Source organism: Vibrio litoralis DSM 17657 (genome assembly GCF_000426765.1).
In the GTDB taxonomy this organism is placed as follows: domain Bacteria; phylum Pseudomonadota; class Gammaproteobacteria; order Enterobacterales; family Vibrionaceae; genus Vibrio; species Vibrio litoralis.
In genome coordinates this window covers 446,676-460,732 of sequence record NZ_KE384567.1, presented here as the reverse complement: position 1 = coordinate 460,732, position 14,057 = coordinate 446,676, and the positions used below count along the sequence as shown (strand labels likewise).

The following is a 14,057-nucleotide window of genomic DNA, read 5'->3' as shown; positions in this document are numbered from 1 at the left end:
TATTGACAGATACTTGCCTAGGCAAATAAAATGCCGCCAAGTATTTGCCTAGGCAAGTAAGTTGAAACATAAAGGTGCTTATGACCACTTCTCCTTATATTCATGCATCGAGTATTCCTTTAGGAAAACTCATTGGTTTAGTTAACCATCATAAAGATAGATTGCTTTCACAGTTCTTGATGCCACTCGATATCACTCCTGCTCAATTTAAAGTTTTGGCGGTGATCGAATGTGAAAAAAAGAATTCACCAGCAGAAATCAGTAAGTTACTCGCTATCGATTGCGGTTCAATGACGCGCATGGTTGAGCGTTTAATTAAAAAGTCGCTCGTAGAAAAGCAACCGAATCCAGAAGATAAAAGAAGTGTCATTTTGATATTAACCCCTTCTGGTCAATCACTATTAACCCAGTGTATAGAAGTGATTGAAACTCAAGTGAGTCCATTGTTGATAGGCGATTTATCTGCTGATGAAGTAAAACAGTTGAGTGGCTTATTAGAGCGGTTACTGCCTTAACGAAGCGTTATTTAGGCAAGAAAAAATTATAATTACATTAATGATCAAATGGTTGAATCATGGAAAACAAACAAAATATTGAAGCTGCTGTAAAACCAAAAAGTAAGCGCAAAACCTCTTTTCTTATCTTATTGGTTGCGTTATTGGTAATTGGTGGCGGTTGGTTTGCTTACTATCAAATGTATGCAAAATTCGTAGAAGAAACCGACGATGCGTATGTAAATGGTAACCTTGTGACGGTATCGCCACAAATTGCTGGCACCGTAACTAAAGTGATTCCAGATGCTGGTGATTATGTCAAAAAAGGCCAAGTACTGGTGGCATTAGACTCTAATGATACCCAAATTGCCCTGCAAAATGCTGAAGCTAAATTAGCGAGCAAAGTTCGCGAAGTTCGTAGTATGTATGCCGCGGCGGATAACTTTAAGGCGAAAGTAGAAACCAGCAAAGTTGAGTATCGTCAGGCATTAAATGATTATAACCGTCGTAAAAATTTGGTAGCAAAAGGGGCGATCTCGAAAGAAGATTTAACTCACTACCGCGATAGTTTAGAAGCTGCCAAAAGCCAATTAGAAGCGGCTGAGCAATCATTACAAATGACGGTAGCACTTGTTGATAACACCGTGCTAGAAACGCATCCAGGTGTGAAATCAGCGGTTTCTGCTTTACGTAAAAGCTATTTAGATAATATGCGTACTAAAATTGTGGCACCGGTTAGTGGTTATGTGGCTAAACGTGCTGTGCAATTAGGTAGTCAAGTACAGCCCGGTAGTCAGTTAATGGCAATCGTTCCATTACATCAAGTGTGGGTAGATGCCAACTTTAAAGAAAGCCAAATGAAAGATATGCGTATTGGTCAGCCAGTGACGCTTACTTCTGATCTTTACGGCGAAGAAGTTGAATATAAAGGTGAAATAGAAAGCCTAGGTATTGGTACGGGTAGTGCGTTCTCTCTTCTTCCTGCGCAAAATGCTAGTGGTAACTGGATCAAGATTGTTCAGCGTTTGCCTGTAAAAATCCATTTAGATGAGCAAAACCAAGATAAGTACCCGTTGCGTATTGGTCTATCTATGGTAGCGAAAGTCGATATTAAAGATACCGATGGTCAGCTATTGGCAAAAGAAGCTGCGAAAAAAGCTCGTTATAACACTGATGTTTACCATAACTCACTTGAAGAAGTGGATAAGCTAGTTGCTAAAATTTTGCATGAAAATGTTGGCGTAGCAAGTGTTAGCGCAACCAGTGTTGGCACAACAACGACCGCACAATAGAGGCGTTCATGAACGATCAAACATACACGCCTCCTAGTCTGCCACTGGCGGTTATCGCTCTCGCATTAGCCACGTTTATGCAGGTACTCGATAGTACGATTGCTAACGTCGCATTGCCGACGATCGCAGGTAACTTAGGGGTAAGTTCAGAGCAAAGTACCTGGGTTATTACTTCATTCGCGGTGTGTAATGCAATTGCATTGCCGCTTACCGGGTGGTTTTCTCGCCGCATAGGGCAACTTAGACTGTTCATTGTATCGGTGGCATTATTTACCTTTTCGTCATTCCTTTGTGGAATTGCGACCAGTATGCCAGAGCTTATTGTATTTCGTGCTCTACAGGGATTTTTTGCCGGTCCTATGTTTCCGATGTGTCAGACGTTATTGTTGGCGATTTTTCCATCGGTTAAACGGGGGGCAGCGTTAGCGCTGATTTCGATGGTGACGGTGGTTGCACCGATTGTCGGGCCGATTACCGGTGGTTGGATAACCGATAACTATTCTTGGCCGTGGATCTTTTTCATCAACTTACCGATTGGTATTTTTTGTTGTTTAGTGGTTTGGCAGCAATTGAAAGATCGCGTTGATGTGACTGCGAAAATGCCGATTGATTTTATTGGCATTGCTTTGTTGGTGCTCGGGGTAGGTTTACTGCAAGTTGTGCTCGATTTAGGTAATGATGCCGACTGGTTTGCTTCGACTCACATTGTAGTGATGACCTGCATTGCAGCAGTGGCTCTGATTTCATTTGTGATTTGGGAGCTAACCGATGACCACCCAATCGTAAATTTATACCTGTTCAAAGATCGTAACTACACAGTCGGTACGCTAGCACTGGTATTAAGTTATTCGGCTTTCTTTGCCATTAATATTATTTTGCCGCAATGGTTACAGATTTACATGGGATACACTTCGATTTGGGCGGGCTTAGCTTCTGCGCCAATGGGAATATTGCCATTTTTGCTGACGCCGTTAGTGGGTAAATATGCGCATAAAGCCGACATGAGAATCTTGGCGACAATCTCCTTTGTGGTGATTGGCTTATCATGTTTCTTACGCTCCCATTTCAATACGTTTGTTGATTTTAACTCAATTGCTCAAGTGCAGTTGTTTATGGGGATTGGTATTGCATTTATGTTTATGCCCCTCACCACGATATTCTTATCGAACTTGAATGGGCAGCAAATTGCTGATGCATCAGGCCTGACTACTTTCTTACGTGTACTGGGCGGTAGCTTTGCTTCCTCATTAACAACTTGGTTATGGACTCGTCGAGCTGATTTTCATCATGCGACGTTAACCGAGCATGTGAGTAATTATGAGCCTGCAGCGGTGGATTATTTGCATAAGATGGGCGGAGAGACACAAGCTAACTTAGCGGCTGTGGATCATATCATTACCACTCAAGCTTTTATGAACTCAACGATTGATTACTTCTACATGCTAGGTTGGTTGTTCTTTGCGTTGGTTGTGATTATTTGGTTTGCTAAAGGGCCATTTATTAAATCAAGTACTGATACATCAGCGGCTGCCTCAGCGCATTAATGAAGGTGTAAATTGAACTTAATAAAGGAGCGAATGATATCGCTTCTTTTAGTTTTTTAGGGGCCGTTTAAATTGACGAAGCAGGCATATGATAAAAAGCATAATCTTTATCAGTGGTTTGTTTGGTTTGATCTAGCGCTAAGATTGCTTGGTCGAGTAACGCCCCAGCTTCGGATGGATTCTTTTTATTTGATTGGCTGATGCCAAGACGAATACGAACCGGAAATTGATGTTCTTCGGATTGATAATCAAACTCGAGTTGTTGTTGTAACTTTTTAATTCGAGCCGTTAAGTTATGTTGTATATCTGGCTTAGTACAAACAAGTACAAATTCATCCCCACCAAGACGAAAGGCTCTGCATTGTTTTATCGAGGCAAGTCTTTGAGTAAATGCTACTAAAACCTGATCCCCCACTTGATAACCAATTTGATCATTAATTTGCTTAAAACACTTTAGGTCGATGGCGCATACACTGACTGTTGAAGATCGTTTTAATTGCTTCTTTAGGTAGCCCGATAAGGCGCGTCGATTACCTAACTGAGTCAGTGGATCGAGTTGCGCTAGCTCTGCTGAACGTCGGCTCATTCTAAGTAAAGCGGTAGAAAGTAATACGGTAATGATGAATGCCGATAACTGCCAAAGTTGAATGAGGTCGTTATTTTTACGTGTACCTTCGCTAAGGCTACTTGTGAGAACACGACTCAGTGAATAGTTTAAATTTAGTAAGTCATCCTTAACTTTCATAACCTTATCTGAAAATGCCTTTGTGTGCAGATGACTAGGATTGTTAAAATCATCATCTAATGCTTTGATACTGTTAAAAAGCGTTTCCACGTCTTTAGTGACTTGTGGGTGACGGCTGCGTAAAAGCTCGGTGATACTGGCTTCTAAAAAGAGTTGTAGGCGGTTCCAAACCAGATCGTAACTTTGAGTTAGGTCTGATAAAGGAATCGCGCCTAGTTGATACAATTCGGTCTTGTATAAAAATTTTTCCGATTGGTGGATCATTCTGTTAGCGTACCAATTGGTCGAGCGATAAAAGCGATCGATATTGTGATTATTTTCTTTTTGTAGGTAGAAGCTCCAGAGAAAACCAGTAGTAAAAAGAGCTAACAATAAGATAAACGTAGTGTTGATCATCACAGGCTTCGAAATATGTAAGCGCATTATAAAGCCTTAATCTTGTTTATTTGCCAAACCAATTGATTACGTAGTTTATCCAGCGAAAGCCAATGGGGGTTCTGATCGAAAGGCACCAGTAACCAAAAAGGGCCTTTATTACGTAATGACAGTGCTTTTTCGTCTTGTCGAAGCGCTAAGATAAATGGGTATTTTTTTAAATCGTGAATATTGATGTCATAGGAGTAACCATTGACGGCATAGATTCGAATGCCATTGATTGAAGGTTTCAGCTTATCAGTAATTAAGTTTAATCTCGGTCCTTGATAGGTATGAATACCTTTAGTCCAAGGCGTCGAGGTGGTGAAAGTTGTCTGAGGCAGGCTTTCCAGATCTTCACGGCTTAGGTTTATTTGTTGCCCAGTTGGCGATTCTAAGCTCAGAATAGGCGACGATTGGGCAACAGTTGAAATTGCCATAAGTATTAAAACTAATGTCAGTTGAAGAGAATATGAGGCTATCGATTTCATTAGTAATAGTTACCCTGCGTATATATTTCGTCGCATTCTAACATTACCATGACAATTAGTGCTATTTTGTTGTGTTTTTTTTAAACAAAAAATGAGAGGGACTAGCCTCTCATTAAGTAAGGTTTGTTGTTTTTCTACCGCTTACTTGCGAACGGCAATTGCTTCAATTTCAATACCAACATCTTTTGGTAAACGTGCGACTTCTACACAAGAACGTGCAGGGTAATTGGCAACCTTGTGCTCATCAAAGAATGCGCCGTAAACTTCATTTACCGCAACAAAGTCATTTAAGTCTTTTACAAAAACAGTCATTTTAACAATATCACCAACTGTTAACCCTGAAGACTCTACAACCGCTTTAACGTTATCTAAAGACTGACGAGCTTGAGCGGTAATTTCTGCTGGGACTTCACCTGTTGCTGGATTAACTGGAATTTGGCCTGAAGTCATTACCATGCTGCCAAGATCGACGCCTTGAACGTATGGGCCAATCGCTGCGGGTGCTAATTCAGTATGCAATACTTTAGTCATTATCTTTTCCTTGTTATTCCGTGGTAATAATTATTTCTCAGTCATGATTTCGCGAGAAAAGCTTTTCTCACAATACTTACACTTTAAGCGAATATCATCATTTTTTTCAATCACCGTAAAAGTGCTGGAAACTGGCTCGTTATGGGTAATGCAATTACTGTTGGCACAGTTGAAGACGTCAGTGACCACTTTCGGTAAGGTTAACGCCAGTTTCTTCACTACATGATAATCTTCGATTTGATTGACCGTAGCATGAGGGGCATATAAAGCGAGTTTCTGTGCTTGCTCTTCGGTGATAAAGGTATTTTCAATTTTGAGTAAATCTTTAGCGCCAAGAGCCGAAGATGGCAGGTTTAAGCCGACGGTCACTCTTTCATTTGAGTTATCCATTTCAAATAGCTTAAGTACTTTAATGCCAATATGCGCTGGGATGTGGTCGATCACGGTGCCGTTTTTAATCGCTTCAACTTGTAATTGGTATTGCTTAGACATGGAAGGCCTCCGTGATTATAAAGTTTGGTTTAGAACAAGCGCGAGCAGTGCAGTACGAGCGTAAACGCCATTTTCTGCTTGTTCGAAATAATAAGCGTATGGCGTTTTATCAACATCAACCGTGATTTCATCAACACGAGGTAGTGGATGAAGCACTTTCAAATTATCTTTAGCATTTTTTAATGCCGCCGCGGTTAATACAAAGGCTGATTTAATATGAGCATATTCTGACTCATCAAAACGCTCTTTTTGTACGCGCGTCATGTATAAAATATCGAGCTTCGAGATCACTTCATCCATATCGGTATGTAGGCTATATTCAATGCCTGCATCATCCAGTTCTTCACAAATGTAATCAGGCATGGCCAGTGCTTCAGGTGCGACAAAATAAAAACGTACATTGCTGAATTTAGCTAAGGCTTGAGTCAGCGAGTGTACGGTGCGGCCGTATTTTAAATCTCCGACAAACGCGATATTGATATTATCTAAAGTACCTTGCGTTTCATAAATGCTGTATAGATCGAGTAAGGTTTGGGTTGGATGTTGGTTTGAACCGTCTCCAGCATTGATGATAGGTATATCGTTGGAGAACTCAGACGCTAAGCGCGCCGCACCTTCTTGTGGATGGCGTATTACAAAAGCATCGACATAAGAAGAAATGATGCGGATTGAATCGGCAAGCGTTTCACCTTTATTTGCGTGAGAAGTATTTCCTGCATTATCAAAGCCAATCACACTACCACCAATACGCTGAATGGCAGTTTCAAAAGACAATCGAGTACGAGTGGAAGGCTCAAAGAAGCAGCTTGCCACCACTTTGCCTTTGATTAATTCCGGCTGAGGATTCTCTTTAATTTGTGCGGCAGTTTGAATGATTAATTCAAGCTCCTGACGAGACAGTTCTGGAATGGAAATAATGTGCTTTTGATAGAGCGAGTTCGCCATGATTTGTCCTTACATTCACGCTAGAAACAGATACAAAAAAGCCTCCCAAATAAGGAGGCTTGATCATGAAAGAATAAAAGCAATAACAGAATTAAATAAGCCCATTTGCTTGAAGCAAAATTTGATATTTAGGCTTAACAGTCGCATTGCTCACTCCTTTGATAATTGGCGGAAATTATACTCCCAATAAAAGTAAGCGCAAGCGTTTGCTAAAGCTCTAGTCTAATTATTGTGTGCCTTGATTCCTATTTATCGAATGAAGCGAGCTACCTCAAGATGCTAGTCACCTCAAGTTACTAGTCGCCTAGAGTCGCCACCATAACGGCTTTAATCGTATGCATGCGGTTTTCTGCTTGATCGAAAACAATAGAGTAGTCTGACTCAAATACTTCTTCTGTCACTTCTAAGCCTTTCATGCCGTATTTTTCAGCCACTTCTTTACCGACGGTCGTTTCATCATTATGAAAAGCAGGTAAGCAGTGCATAAACTTCACATTCGGATTGTTGGTAGCATTAATCATATCCATATTGATTTGATAAGACATCATCAAAGCTACACGTTCATCCCAAGCATCTGCCGCTTCACCCATCGAAACCCACACATCGGTATATAAGAAATCACAACCTTGAACACCTTCGGCAACATCTTCGGTGAGTGTGATTTTAGCGCCAGTGCTTTGGGCGATAGTTTGGCAAGTTTCCACTAAGCTTTCTTCTGGCCAAAATGCTTTCGGTGCAACTAGGCGAATATCCATTCCCATTTTCGCCGCGCCAACCATTAATGAATTACCCATGTTGTTTCGAGCATCACCTAAGTAAGCGAAACTCACTTCATTTAACGGCTTGTCTTGGCTGTACTCTTGCATAGTTAGGAAGTCAGCTAAAATTTGCGTTGGGTGAAATTCATCGGTTAAGCCATTCCATACTGGTACGCCGGCATGCTCTCCGAGTTCTTCCACAATCGCTTGTCCAAACCCGCGATATTCGATGCCATCATACATACGGCCTAAAACGCGCGCGGTATCTTTCATTGATTCTTTATGGCCAATTTGCGAACCAGAAGGGCCTAGGTAGGAGACTTGAGCACCTTGATCAAACGCGGCAACTTCAAAAGCGCAACGAGTACGAGTGGAAGGTTTTTCAAAGATCAGCGCGATATTTTTACCTACCAGCGATTTCTTCTCACAGCCTGCGTATTTGGCGCGTTTAAGATCACGAGATAAGCTGAGTAAAAAATCGATTTCTTTCGGCGTGAAATCCAGTAGTTTTAAGAAATTACGGTTGCGTAAGTTGAAAGCCATAACTACGTCCTTGTGAGTCGGTGGTAAAAGTTATTTATACATAAAAATGCCAATAAAGTGAATTTTTATTTGTTTTTGATGTGGTGAAAATCAAAGTATCCATAACCACCACATTAACGCTTACTTAGTATGAGCTTTCATGGCAAAATACACCTATATATTTCGTACATGAAGTGCGACGTTGTTAACGGTGTTCATTTACCTCACTGTCACTTTAATTACTTTGTGTATATATAATTTATTTATATCGAAAATTTGCCCACACTGGAGCTTAAACTATGTCTAATAATGATCAATCGATGCAAGACGATTATATGTCGGTAGAAGAACTGATTGAATTTCAAAAAGAAGAAACACGTGAAATTATCGCAGCATTGATTGAAGATGGCAGTGATCCAGACGCGCTTTACGATATTGAGCATCATTTATTCGCTGAAGATTTCGCAACATTAGAAAAAGCAGTGATGGAAGCATTCCAAATGGGCTTTGAAGTGTTAGAAGCCGAAGAAACTGAAGACGAAGATGGCAGCAAAGTATTGTGCTGTGATGCGATCATGCAATCGGCTTTAGATGCTAACCTTATTGATGAGCAAGTTGAGAAACTGGTCCATTTGGCTGAAAAGTTTGACATCATCTATGATGGTTGGGGCACTTTCTACGAAGGTGAAGACGCCATTTATGATGAAGAGAATGACGATTACGATAGCGAGTAACGCTTTCTTTTTCGTTAAAAAATACCAGCTGAATATAGCTGGTATTTTTATATCTATTCCCTACAGATTCACGGACGATTATGCACTTTTTACTTGATGGCCTTTGGCAAATATCCCCGCTTACTGATTTATCTATTCCTCAAGCCGATATCGCTTTTCCTGCCAAATTGAGTTCGGTATTACCTAGTCACTTGTCTGAACAAGAGATTGATCAGCAAGAATGGCATTTAATGCACGATATCGAGGTCGATCAGTCAATGTTAGATCTTGCGGGGGTTGATCTTGTGATCGATGGTATTGATCGTTATGCCGAGGTGCGAGTAGGTGGTGTGGCTGTATTTGACTGCGATGGTAGCCAATATCGTTATCAAAAAGATATTCAGCCTTATCTTAACCTTGGTAAAAATCGGATTGAGATTTTGTTTTTAGAGCTCGATGATGACTTCTTGATTGAAGAGGAAGCATCGGTTTGTCATTTAGGCGAGCCAGTTAGCGATACTCCAATTGTCAGTGGAATTAAGCGTACACCTTTTTTACGTTTAGTACGCAATGTTCGATTGCAGCATGTGGTGACCGAGCAAATTTGGCATCACGGTGGTGGCTGTGAGTTAAAGGTCGATGTGTATTATTCGACATTAAAACCGGGCTTAGTTTCAACTCAAATTAAATACGAAGGGATGATGTACACCATACCTTTGGATGTGAGAAGCGACCATGTTACGGCTATTTTTCAGGTCGATGCTCCTAAGCAAGCGGTGATAGAGCAAGAAACCAATCAAGCGTTATCTGGTAATACCGAACTCTATGTTCACTTAGATGGTTATCATTTCACTTTCGATGTGGCGCTATCAGAAACACAAAGCATTAACCACTATCCTTTGTAGCTTTAGATTACCGCTCATGAGTTCAATACTTTAGCCATCACTACTTCACAATCACTGTGACCGGTATCTCCCCAAGGTCCATCCAAATGCTGAAAGCCAAGCTTTTGATATAACGCAAGCGCCGCTTTCAGCTCCGCGGTGGATTCTAAATAACACTGCTCAAAGCCGATTTCTCTCGCTTGCTCAAAACAAACATCAATTAATTTTTTAGCGAAACCTTGGCCACGAGCGTGATTTAAAATATACATTTTCTGTAACTCACACACTTCGGGCTTACCGACGAGTGGAGCAATCCCAGCACCACCCACAACTAAACCATCTTTATTGATCATTACCCAGTATTGTGAACGTTTAGCTTGATAGACTTCATATAAGTTATCGAGGGTTGGATCGGCCACGCTATAACCTTTATCGGCAGTTAAACCAAATTCGGCGGAAACATCACGAATAACATGAGCAATTTGAGGGTTATCTTGCGGCTGAATAGGGCGAATGGTGTAAGACATAGTACGACTGGACTCTTAAGGATATAAGCAATATCAAGAAAGTGTACCTCAATACTTATTGGCAATAAAAACAAAAACGCCCACTATCTTATTCGGAGTAGTGGGTCGTGGGCGTCTGTTGTTTAAAGTGTTGATTGTAGAACTAATAAGCTCTGACTTGGTCGTCTTTTACTTCTGATACTTCTGATACTTCAATACTATGCTGCTGCAAGTCATGGTGATGGCAGTGTAAGCTGATTTTCGCTTTTTCATTACGTTGCCATACGCGTTCGTGGAAGTAGAACACAACCGTATTAATACTGGGCTCTAACGCCGCCATTAAACCACCGACAAACATATCACCGGTTAACAAGTAAACCACTAAGAAAGCGACGCTAAAGTGCAAAACAGCGAAGCTAGCGGTTTTACGACTTGGTTTTAACATTGCCAAACGAGCCCATTTAGGCTGCTGCCACGCTTTCTCATGGAAGTAAAAAGCAACCGTGTTCACCATAGGCTCAATCATCGCGATCAAACTACCTAAGATAATGTCACCGGTTAATACATAAGCAACGGTAAAAGCGACACTGAAATGTAAGATAGCGAATGTGAATGTCTTTTTCATAATGACTCCGAATAATGTCTTTGTTTTGTTGAATACATTATTGCGAATAATTCTCATTACGTAAAGTAGGTTTGTGATTATTTATTTGATAGGTAGAAGCTATTGATTAGGTCGTTTCGCTGAAAAACGAAAAAGGCTAACCTCTCGGCTAGCCTTTAATCGTTCTTTTTCGAGTTACGAGCAGCGTAGCGCCCGAAAACCGAGTATCGCAGCTTTACAACGCCGCAATCGTCGCTTTTTGCTCTTCCAGTTTAACCAAAGTTTCTTGGTAACCTTCAAGTTTCGCGCGCTCTGCGGCAACTACGGCTTCTGGCGCTTTAGCGACAAATCCTTGGTTGTTTAACTTGCCTTCGATGCGTTTGATTTCACCTTGAATACGAACGGATTCCTTATCTAAGCGAGCAAGTTCTGCATCTTTATCAATCAGACCAGCCATAGGGATCATGATGGTTGATTTGCCTACCAGTGAAGTTGCACATGCTGGTGTTTCTTCGCCTTCTGCTAATACTTTCACATCTTCCAGTTTACCTAGAGAGCTTAATACAGCTAGGTTATCTTCAAGACGCTTAGCATCAACCGAATCGGCTTTCAGCATGATAGAAAGTGGTACGCTTGGCGCAATATCGTATTCTGCACGTAGGTTACGGATACAAGTGATGAATTGTTTTACCCACTCGATATCGTCTAGTGCTTTTTGGTCGAAATTGTTTTCATCAAACTGAGGCATGGCCTGAGTCATGATGGTGTCGCCTTCAACGCCAGGAACAAGCGGTTTCACGCTCTGCCAGATAGACTCTGTGATGTATGGGATCACAGGGTGCGCAAGACGCAATGTTTTCTCTAGTACAGTAATTAGAGTACGACGAGTAGCACGTTGTTTTGCTTCAGTGCCTTTCCATAATACTGGCTTCGTTAGCTCTAAGTACCAGTCACAGAATTGGTTCCAGATGAATTCGTATAGCGTATTCGCTGCCATATCTAGACGGAAGTTTTCGATATGTGCGTTGAACTCTTTAGCCGCGATTTCGAATTGAGATTCAATCCATTTGTCTGCTAGAGAATATTCAAGCTCGGCACCTTCAGCAAAACCACAATCTTGCTCTTCTGTATTCATCAATACGTAACGGCTTGCGTTCCATAGTTTGTTACAGAAGTTACGGTAACCTTCAAGACGTTTCATATCCCAGTTGATGTCACGGCCAGTTGAAGCCATAGCTGCTAGGGTGAAACGTAGAGCATCAGTACCATAAGGTTCGATGCCGTTTTCAAAGGTTTTACGCGTGTTTTTCTCGATCTTCTTCGCAAGCTGAGGCTGCATCATGTTGCCACAACGTTTTTCAACCAGAGATTCAAGATCAATACCGTCAATCATATCGATTGGGTCAAGTACGTTACCTTTTGACTTAGACATCTTATCGCCGTTTTCATCACGGATAAGGCCAGTCATGTAAACGGTTTTGAATGGGACTTGCGCTTTACCATCTTCATCTTTCACAAAGTGCATGGTCATCATGATCATACGGGCAACCCAGAAAAAGATGATGTCAAAACCAGACACCAATACATCCGTTGGGTGGAAAGTGGAAAGATCTTTGGTTTTTTCCGGCCAGCCCATCGTGCCGAACGTCCAAAGCGCTGAAGAGAACCAGGTATCTAATACGTCATCGTCTTGGCGTAGAACGATCACTGGATCGAGATTGTTTTTCTCACGCACTTCTTCTTCAGTACGACCGACATAAACGTTGCCGCTGTTGTCATACCAGGCTGGAATGCGATGGCCCCACCAAAGTTGGCGAGAGATACACCAGTCTTGTACATCACGCATCCATGCAAAGTACATGTTTTCATATTGCTTAGGTACGAATTGAATTTCGCCATCTTCTACCGCTTTTACTGCTGGAGCAGCTAAAGGCGCAGTACGAACATACCATTGGTCAGTTAGCATTGGCTCGATAACCACGCCACCACGGTCACCGTAAGGAACGGTTAGGTCGTGATCTTTAACTTCTTCTAATAAGCCAAGGGAATCCATTTCTGCAACGAGCGCTTTACGTGCAGCGAAACGTTCCATGCCTTGGTATTGAGCAGGGATGTCACTGCTGTAAACATCTGATGGTTCACCAGTCGTAGTGAAAACTTCAGCAGCATCACGGATATCAGCATTTAGCGTTAAAATGTTGATCATTGGAAGCTGGTGGCGTTTGCCCACTTCATAGTCATTGAAATCGTGCGCAGGAGTGATCTTCACACAACCCGTGCCTTTTTCCATGTCAGCGTGTTCATCAGCAACGATTGGAATACGGCGATCAACGATAGGCAAGATGATTTCTTTGCCAATGATATCTTTATAACGAGGATCTTCTGGGTTAACCGCAACACCTGTATCACCTAGTACGGTCTCAGGACGAGTGGTTGCTACCACAATGTAGTCTTTACCTTCCGCGGTTAATACGCCATCGGCTAATGGGTAGCGGAAGTGCCACATGTGACCTTTTTTGTCTTTGTTTTCAACTTCAAGATCAGAAATCGCGGTGTGCAGCTTTGGATCCCAGTTTACTAGGCGTTTGCCGCGATAAATGAGGTCATCTTCGTAAAGACGTACGAACACTTCACGAGTGGCATCAGATAGGCCATCGTCCATAGTAAAACGTTCACGATCCCAATCAACCGAAGCGCCAAGGCGACGAAGCTGACGAGTGATGTTGCCACCAGATTCTGCTTTCCAATCCCAGATCTTATCGATAAAGGCTTCACGACCGTAATCGTGTTTTGTTTTGCCTTCTTCTGCTGCAATCTTACGCTCAACTACCATTTGAGTCGCGATACCTGCATGGTCGGTACCTACTTGCCAAAGGGTGTTTTTGCCTTTCATACGCTCACAACGGATCAAGGTATCCATTATGGTATCTTGGAAGGCGTGGCCCATATGAAGACTACCGGTGACGTTCGGCGGTGGAATGACAATGCTGTAGGCTTGCTTTGAAGTATCACCATGAGGCTTGAAGTAACCAGCCTCTTCCCAACGCTGGTATAGCGCTTGTTCAATTGATGTTGGGTTATATGTCTTTTCCATAGTCTTCTTTTATCGATACGTTGAGCGT

The 14,057-nt window shown here is 41.9% G+C and carries 14 protein-coding genes; 5 read left to right on the top strand and 9 right to left on the bottom strand.

All coding sequences use genetic code 11. The features are described from left to right. Positions 1-80: 80 nt before the first annotated feature. From K358_RS0115805 to K358_RS0115795, 3 genes are read left to right on the top strand one after another with little or no spacing between them, the layout of a single operon-like run. Positions 81-515, top strand: coding sequence for a MarR family transcriptional regulator (locus K358_RS0115805; protein ID WP_027697721.1), 435 nt, complete (start codon positions 81-83; stop codon positions 513-515). A gap of 59 nt (positions 516-574) precedes the next feature. Then, entirely contained in the window at positions 575-1,786 is a 1,212-nt protein-coding gene (locus K358_RS0115800) for an HlyD/EmrA/EmrK family protein (RefSeq protein ID WP_027697720.1), read from the top strand. Positions 1,787-1,794: 8 nt separating this feature from the next. Beyond that, positions 1,795-3,330 (top strand): DHA2 family efflux MFS transporter permease subunit, encoded by a 1,536-nt coding sequence (locus tag K358_RS0115795; RefSeq protein WP_027697719.1) that lies wholly within the window; start codon positions 1,795-1,797, stop codon positions 3,328-3,330. A gap of 67 nt (positions 3,331-3,397) precedes the next feature. Here K358_RS0115795 and K358_RS0115790 read toward each other — a convergent pair whose 3' ends face one another. The 6 genes from K358_RS0115790 to K358_RS0115760 all read right to left on the bottom strand — a co-directional run bounded on the left by K358_RS0115790 (position 3,398) and on the right by K358_RS0115760 (position 8,249). Then, positions 3,398-4,498 carry a GGDEF domain-containing protein gene (locus K358_RS0115790; RefSeq protein ID WP_027697718.1) on the bottom strand — a complete coding sequence of 367 codons (1,101 nt, stop codon included), beginning with the start codon at positions 4,496-4,498 and terminating at the stop codon, positions 3,398-3,400. Then, a complete protein-coding gene (locus tag K358_RS18645) occupies positions 4,498-4,980 on the bottom strand; it encodes a putative pterin-binding protein (RefSeq protein WP_051241346.1) in 483 nt (160 codons plus the stop codon). The genes K358_RS0115790 and K358_RS18645 overlap by 1 nt, the downstream gene beginning before the upstream one ends. 141 nt (positions 4,981-5,121) lie before the next feature. Then, complete coding sequence (locus K358_RS0115780) at positions 5,122-5,511, bottom strand: Rid family detoxifying hydrolase (RefSeq protein ID WP_027697717.1); 390 nt, start codon at positions 5,509-5,511, stop codon at positions 5,122-5,124. 30 nt (positions 5,512-5,541) lie between these two features. Next, positions 5,542-6,003: an aspartate carbamoyltransferase regulatory subunit gene (pyrI, locus tag K358_RS0115775; protein ID WP_027697716.1), complete on the bottom strand. Its 462-nt coding sequence runs from the start codon at positions 6,001-6,003 to the stop codon at positions 5,542-5,544. Between the two features lie 15 nt (positions 6,004-6,018). Then, positions 6,019-6,948: an aspartate carbamoyltransferase gene (pyrB, locus tag K358_RS0115770; RefSeq protein WP_027697715.1), complete on the bottom strand. Its 930-nt coding sequence runs from the start codon at positions 6,946-6,948 to the stop codon at positions 6,019-6,021. Positions 6,949-7,244: 296 nt separating this feature from the next. Continuing rightward, on the bottom strand, positions 7,245-8,249 hold the full coding sequence (locus K358_RS0115760) for an ornithine carbamoyltransferase (protein WP_027697714.1): 1,005 nt from the start codon (positions 8,247-8,249) through the stop codon (positions 7,245-7,247). A 278-nt stretch (positions 8,250-8,527) separates the two neighbouring features. Here K358_RS0115760 and rraB point away from each other — a divergent pair, with 278 nt between their 5' ends. Both rraB and K358_RS0115750 read left to right on the top strand, forming a co-directional pair. Then, a complete protein-coding gene (rraB, locus tag K358_RS0115755; protein WP_027697713.1) occupies positions 8,528-8,962 on the top strand; it encodes a ribonuclease E inhibitor RraB in 435 nt (144 codons plus the stop codon). Between the two features lie 80 nt (positions 8,963-9,042). Continuing rightward, positions 9,043-9,846 (top strand): glycosyl hydrolase 2 galactose-binding domain-containing protein, encoded by an 804-nt coding sequence (locus K358_RS0115750; RefSeq protein WP_027697712.1) that lies wholly within the window; start codon positions 9,043-9,045, stop codon positions 9,844-9,846. 14 nt (positions 9,847-9,860) lie between these two features. On the opposite strand, the gene K358_RS0115745 is transcribed toward K358_RS0115750, so the two are convergent. From K358_RS0115745 to K358_RS0115735, 3 genes are all read right to left on the bottom strand, one after another. Further along, a complete protein-coding gene (locus tag K358_RS0115745; RefSeq protein WP_027697711.1) occupies positions 9,861-10,352 on the bottom strand; it encodes a GNAT family N-acetyltransferase in 492 nt (163 codons plus the stop codon). 142 nt (positions 10,353-10,494) lie between these two features. Next, positions 10,495-10,956 carry a DUF2061 domain-containing protein gene (locus K358_RS18640; protein ID WP_038150268.1) on the bottom strand — a complete coding sequence of 154 codons (462 nt, stop codon included), beginning with the start codon at positions 10,954-10,956 and terminating at the stop codon, positions 10,495-10,497. 214 nt (positions 10,957-11,170) lie between these two features. Further along, positions 11,171-14,029, bottom strand: a complete 2,859-nt coding sequence (locus K358_RS0115735) for a valine--tRNA ligase (protein ID WP_027697710.1) — start codon at positions 14,027-14,029, stop codon at positions 11,171-11,173. Between the last annotated feature and the right edge of the window lie 28 nt (positions 14,030-14,057).

What these genes read in the sequence shown, in the direction of transcription:
- K358_RS0115800 (WP_027697720.1), top strand. Translation starts at nt 575, where the DNA reads ATGGAAAACAAACAAAATATTGAAGCTGCTGTAAAACCAAAAAGTAAG.
- rraB (WP_027697713.1), top strand. Translation starts at nt 8,528, where the DNA reads ATGTCTAATAATGATCAATCGATGCAAGACGATTATATGTCGGTAGAA.
- pyrB (WP_027697715.1), bottom strand. Translation starts at nt 6,948, where the DNA reads ATGGCGAACTCGCTCTATCAAAAGCACATTATTTCCATTCCAGAACTG.
- K358_RS0115795 (WP_027697719.1), top strand. Translation starts at nt 1,795, where the DNA reads ATGAACGATCAAACATACACGCCTCCTAGTCTGCCACTGGCGGTTATC.
- K358_RS0115735 (WP_027697710.1), bottom strand. Translation starts at nt 14,029, where the DNA reads ATGGAAAAGACATATAACCCAACATCAATTGAACAAGCGCTATACCAG.
- K358_RS18645 (WP_051241346.1), bottom strand. Translation starts at nt 4,980, where the DNA reads ATGAAATCGATAGCCTCATATTCTCTTCAACTGACATTAGTTTTAATA.
- K358_RS0115780 (WP_027697717.1), bottom strand. Translation starts at nt 5,511, where the DNA reads ATGACTAAAGTATTGCATACTGAATTAGCACCCGCAGCGATTGGCCCA.
- K358_RS0115790 (WP_027697718.1), bottom strand. Translation starts at nt 4,498, where the DNA reads ATGCGCTTACATATTTCGAAGCCTGTGATGATCAACACTACGTTTATC.
- K358_RS0115760 (WP_027697714.1), bottom strand. Translation starts at nt 8,249, where the DNA reads ATGGCTTTCAACTTACGCAACCGTAATTTCTTAAAACTACTGGATTTC.
- K358_RS18640 (WP_038150268.1), bottom strand. Translation starts at nt 10,956, where the DNA reads ATGAAAAAGACATTCACATTCGCTATCTTACATTTCAGTGTCGCTTTT.
- K358_RS0115750 (WP_027697712.1), top strand. Translation starts at nt 9,043, where the DNA reads ATGCACTTTTTACTTGATGGCCTTTGGCAAATATCCCCGCTTACTGAT.
- pyrI (WP_027697716.1), bottom strand. Translation starts at nt 6,003, where the DNA reads ATGTCTAAGCAATACCAATTACAAGTTGAAGCGATTAAAAACGGCACC.
- K358_RS0115805 (WP_027697721.1), top strand. Translation starts at nt 81, where the DNA reads ATGACCACTTCTCCTTATATTCATGCATCGAGTATTCCTTTAGGAAAA.
- K358_RS0115745 (WP_027697711.1), bottom strand. Translation starts at nt 10,352, where the DNA reads ATGTCTTACACCATTCGCCCTATTCAGCCGCAAGATAACCCTCAAATT.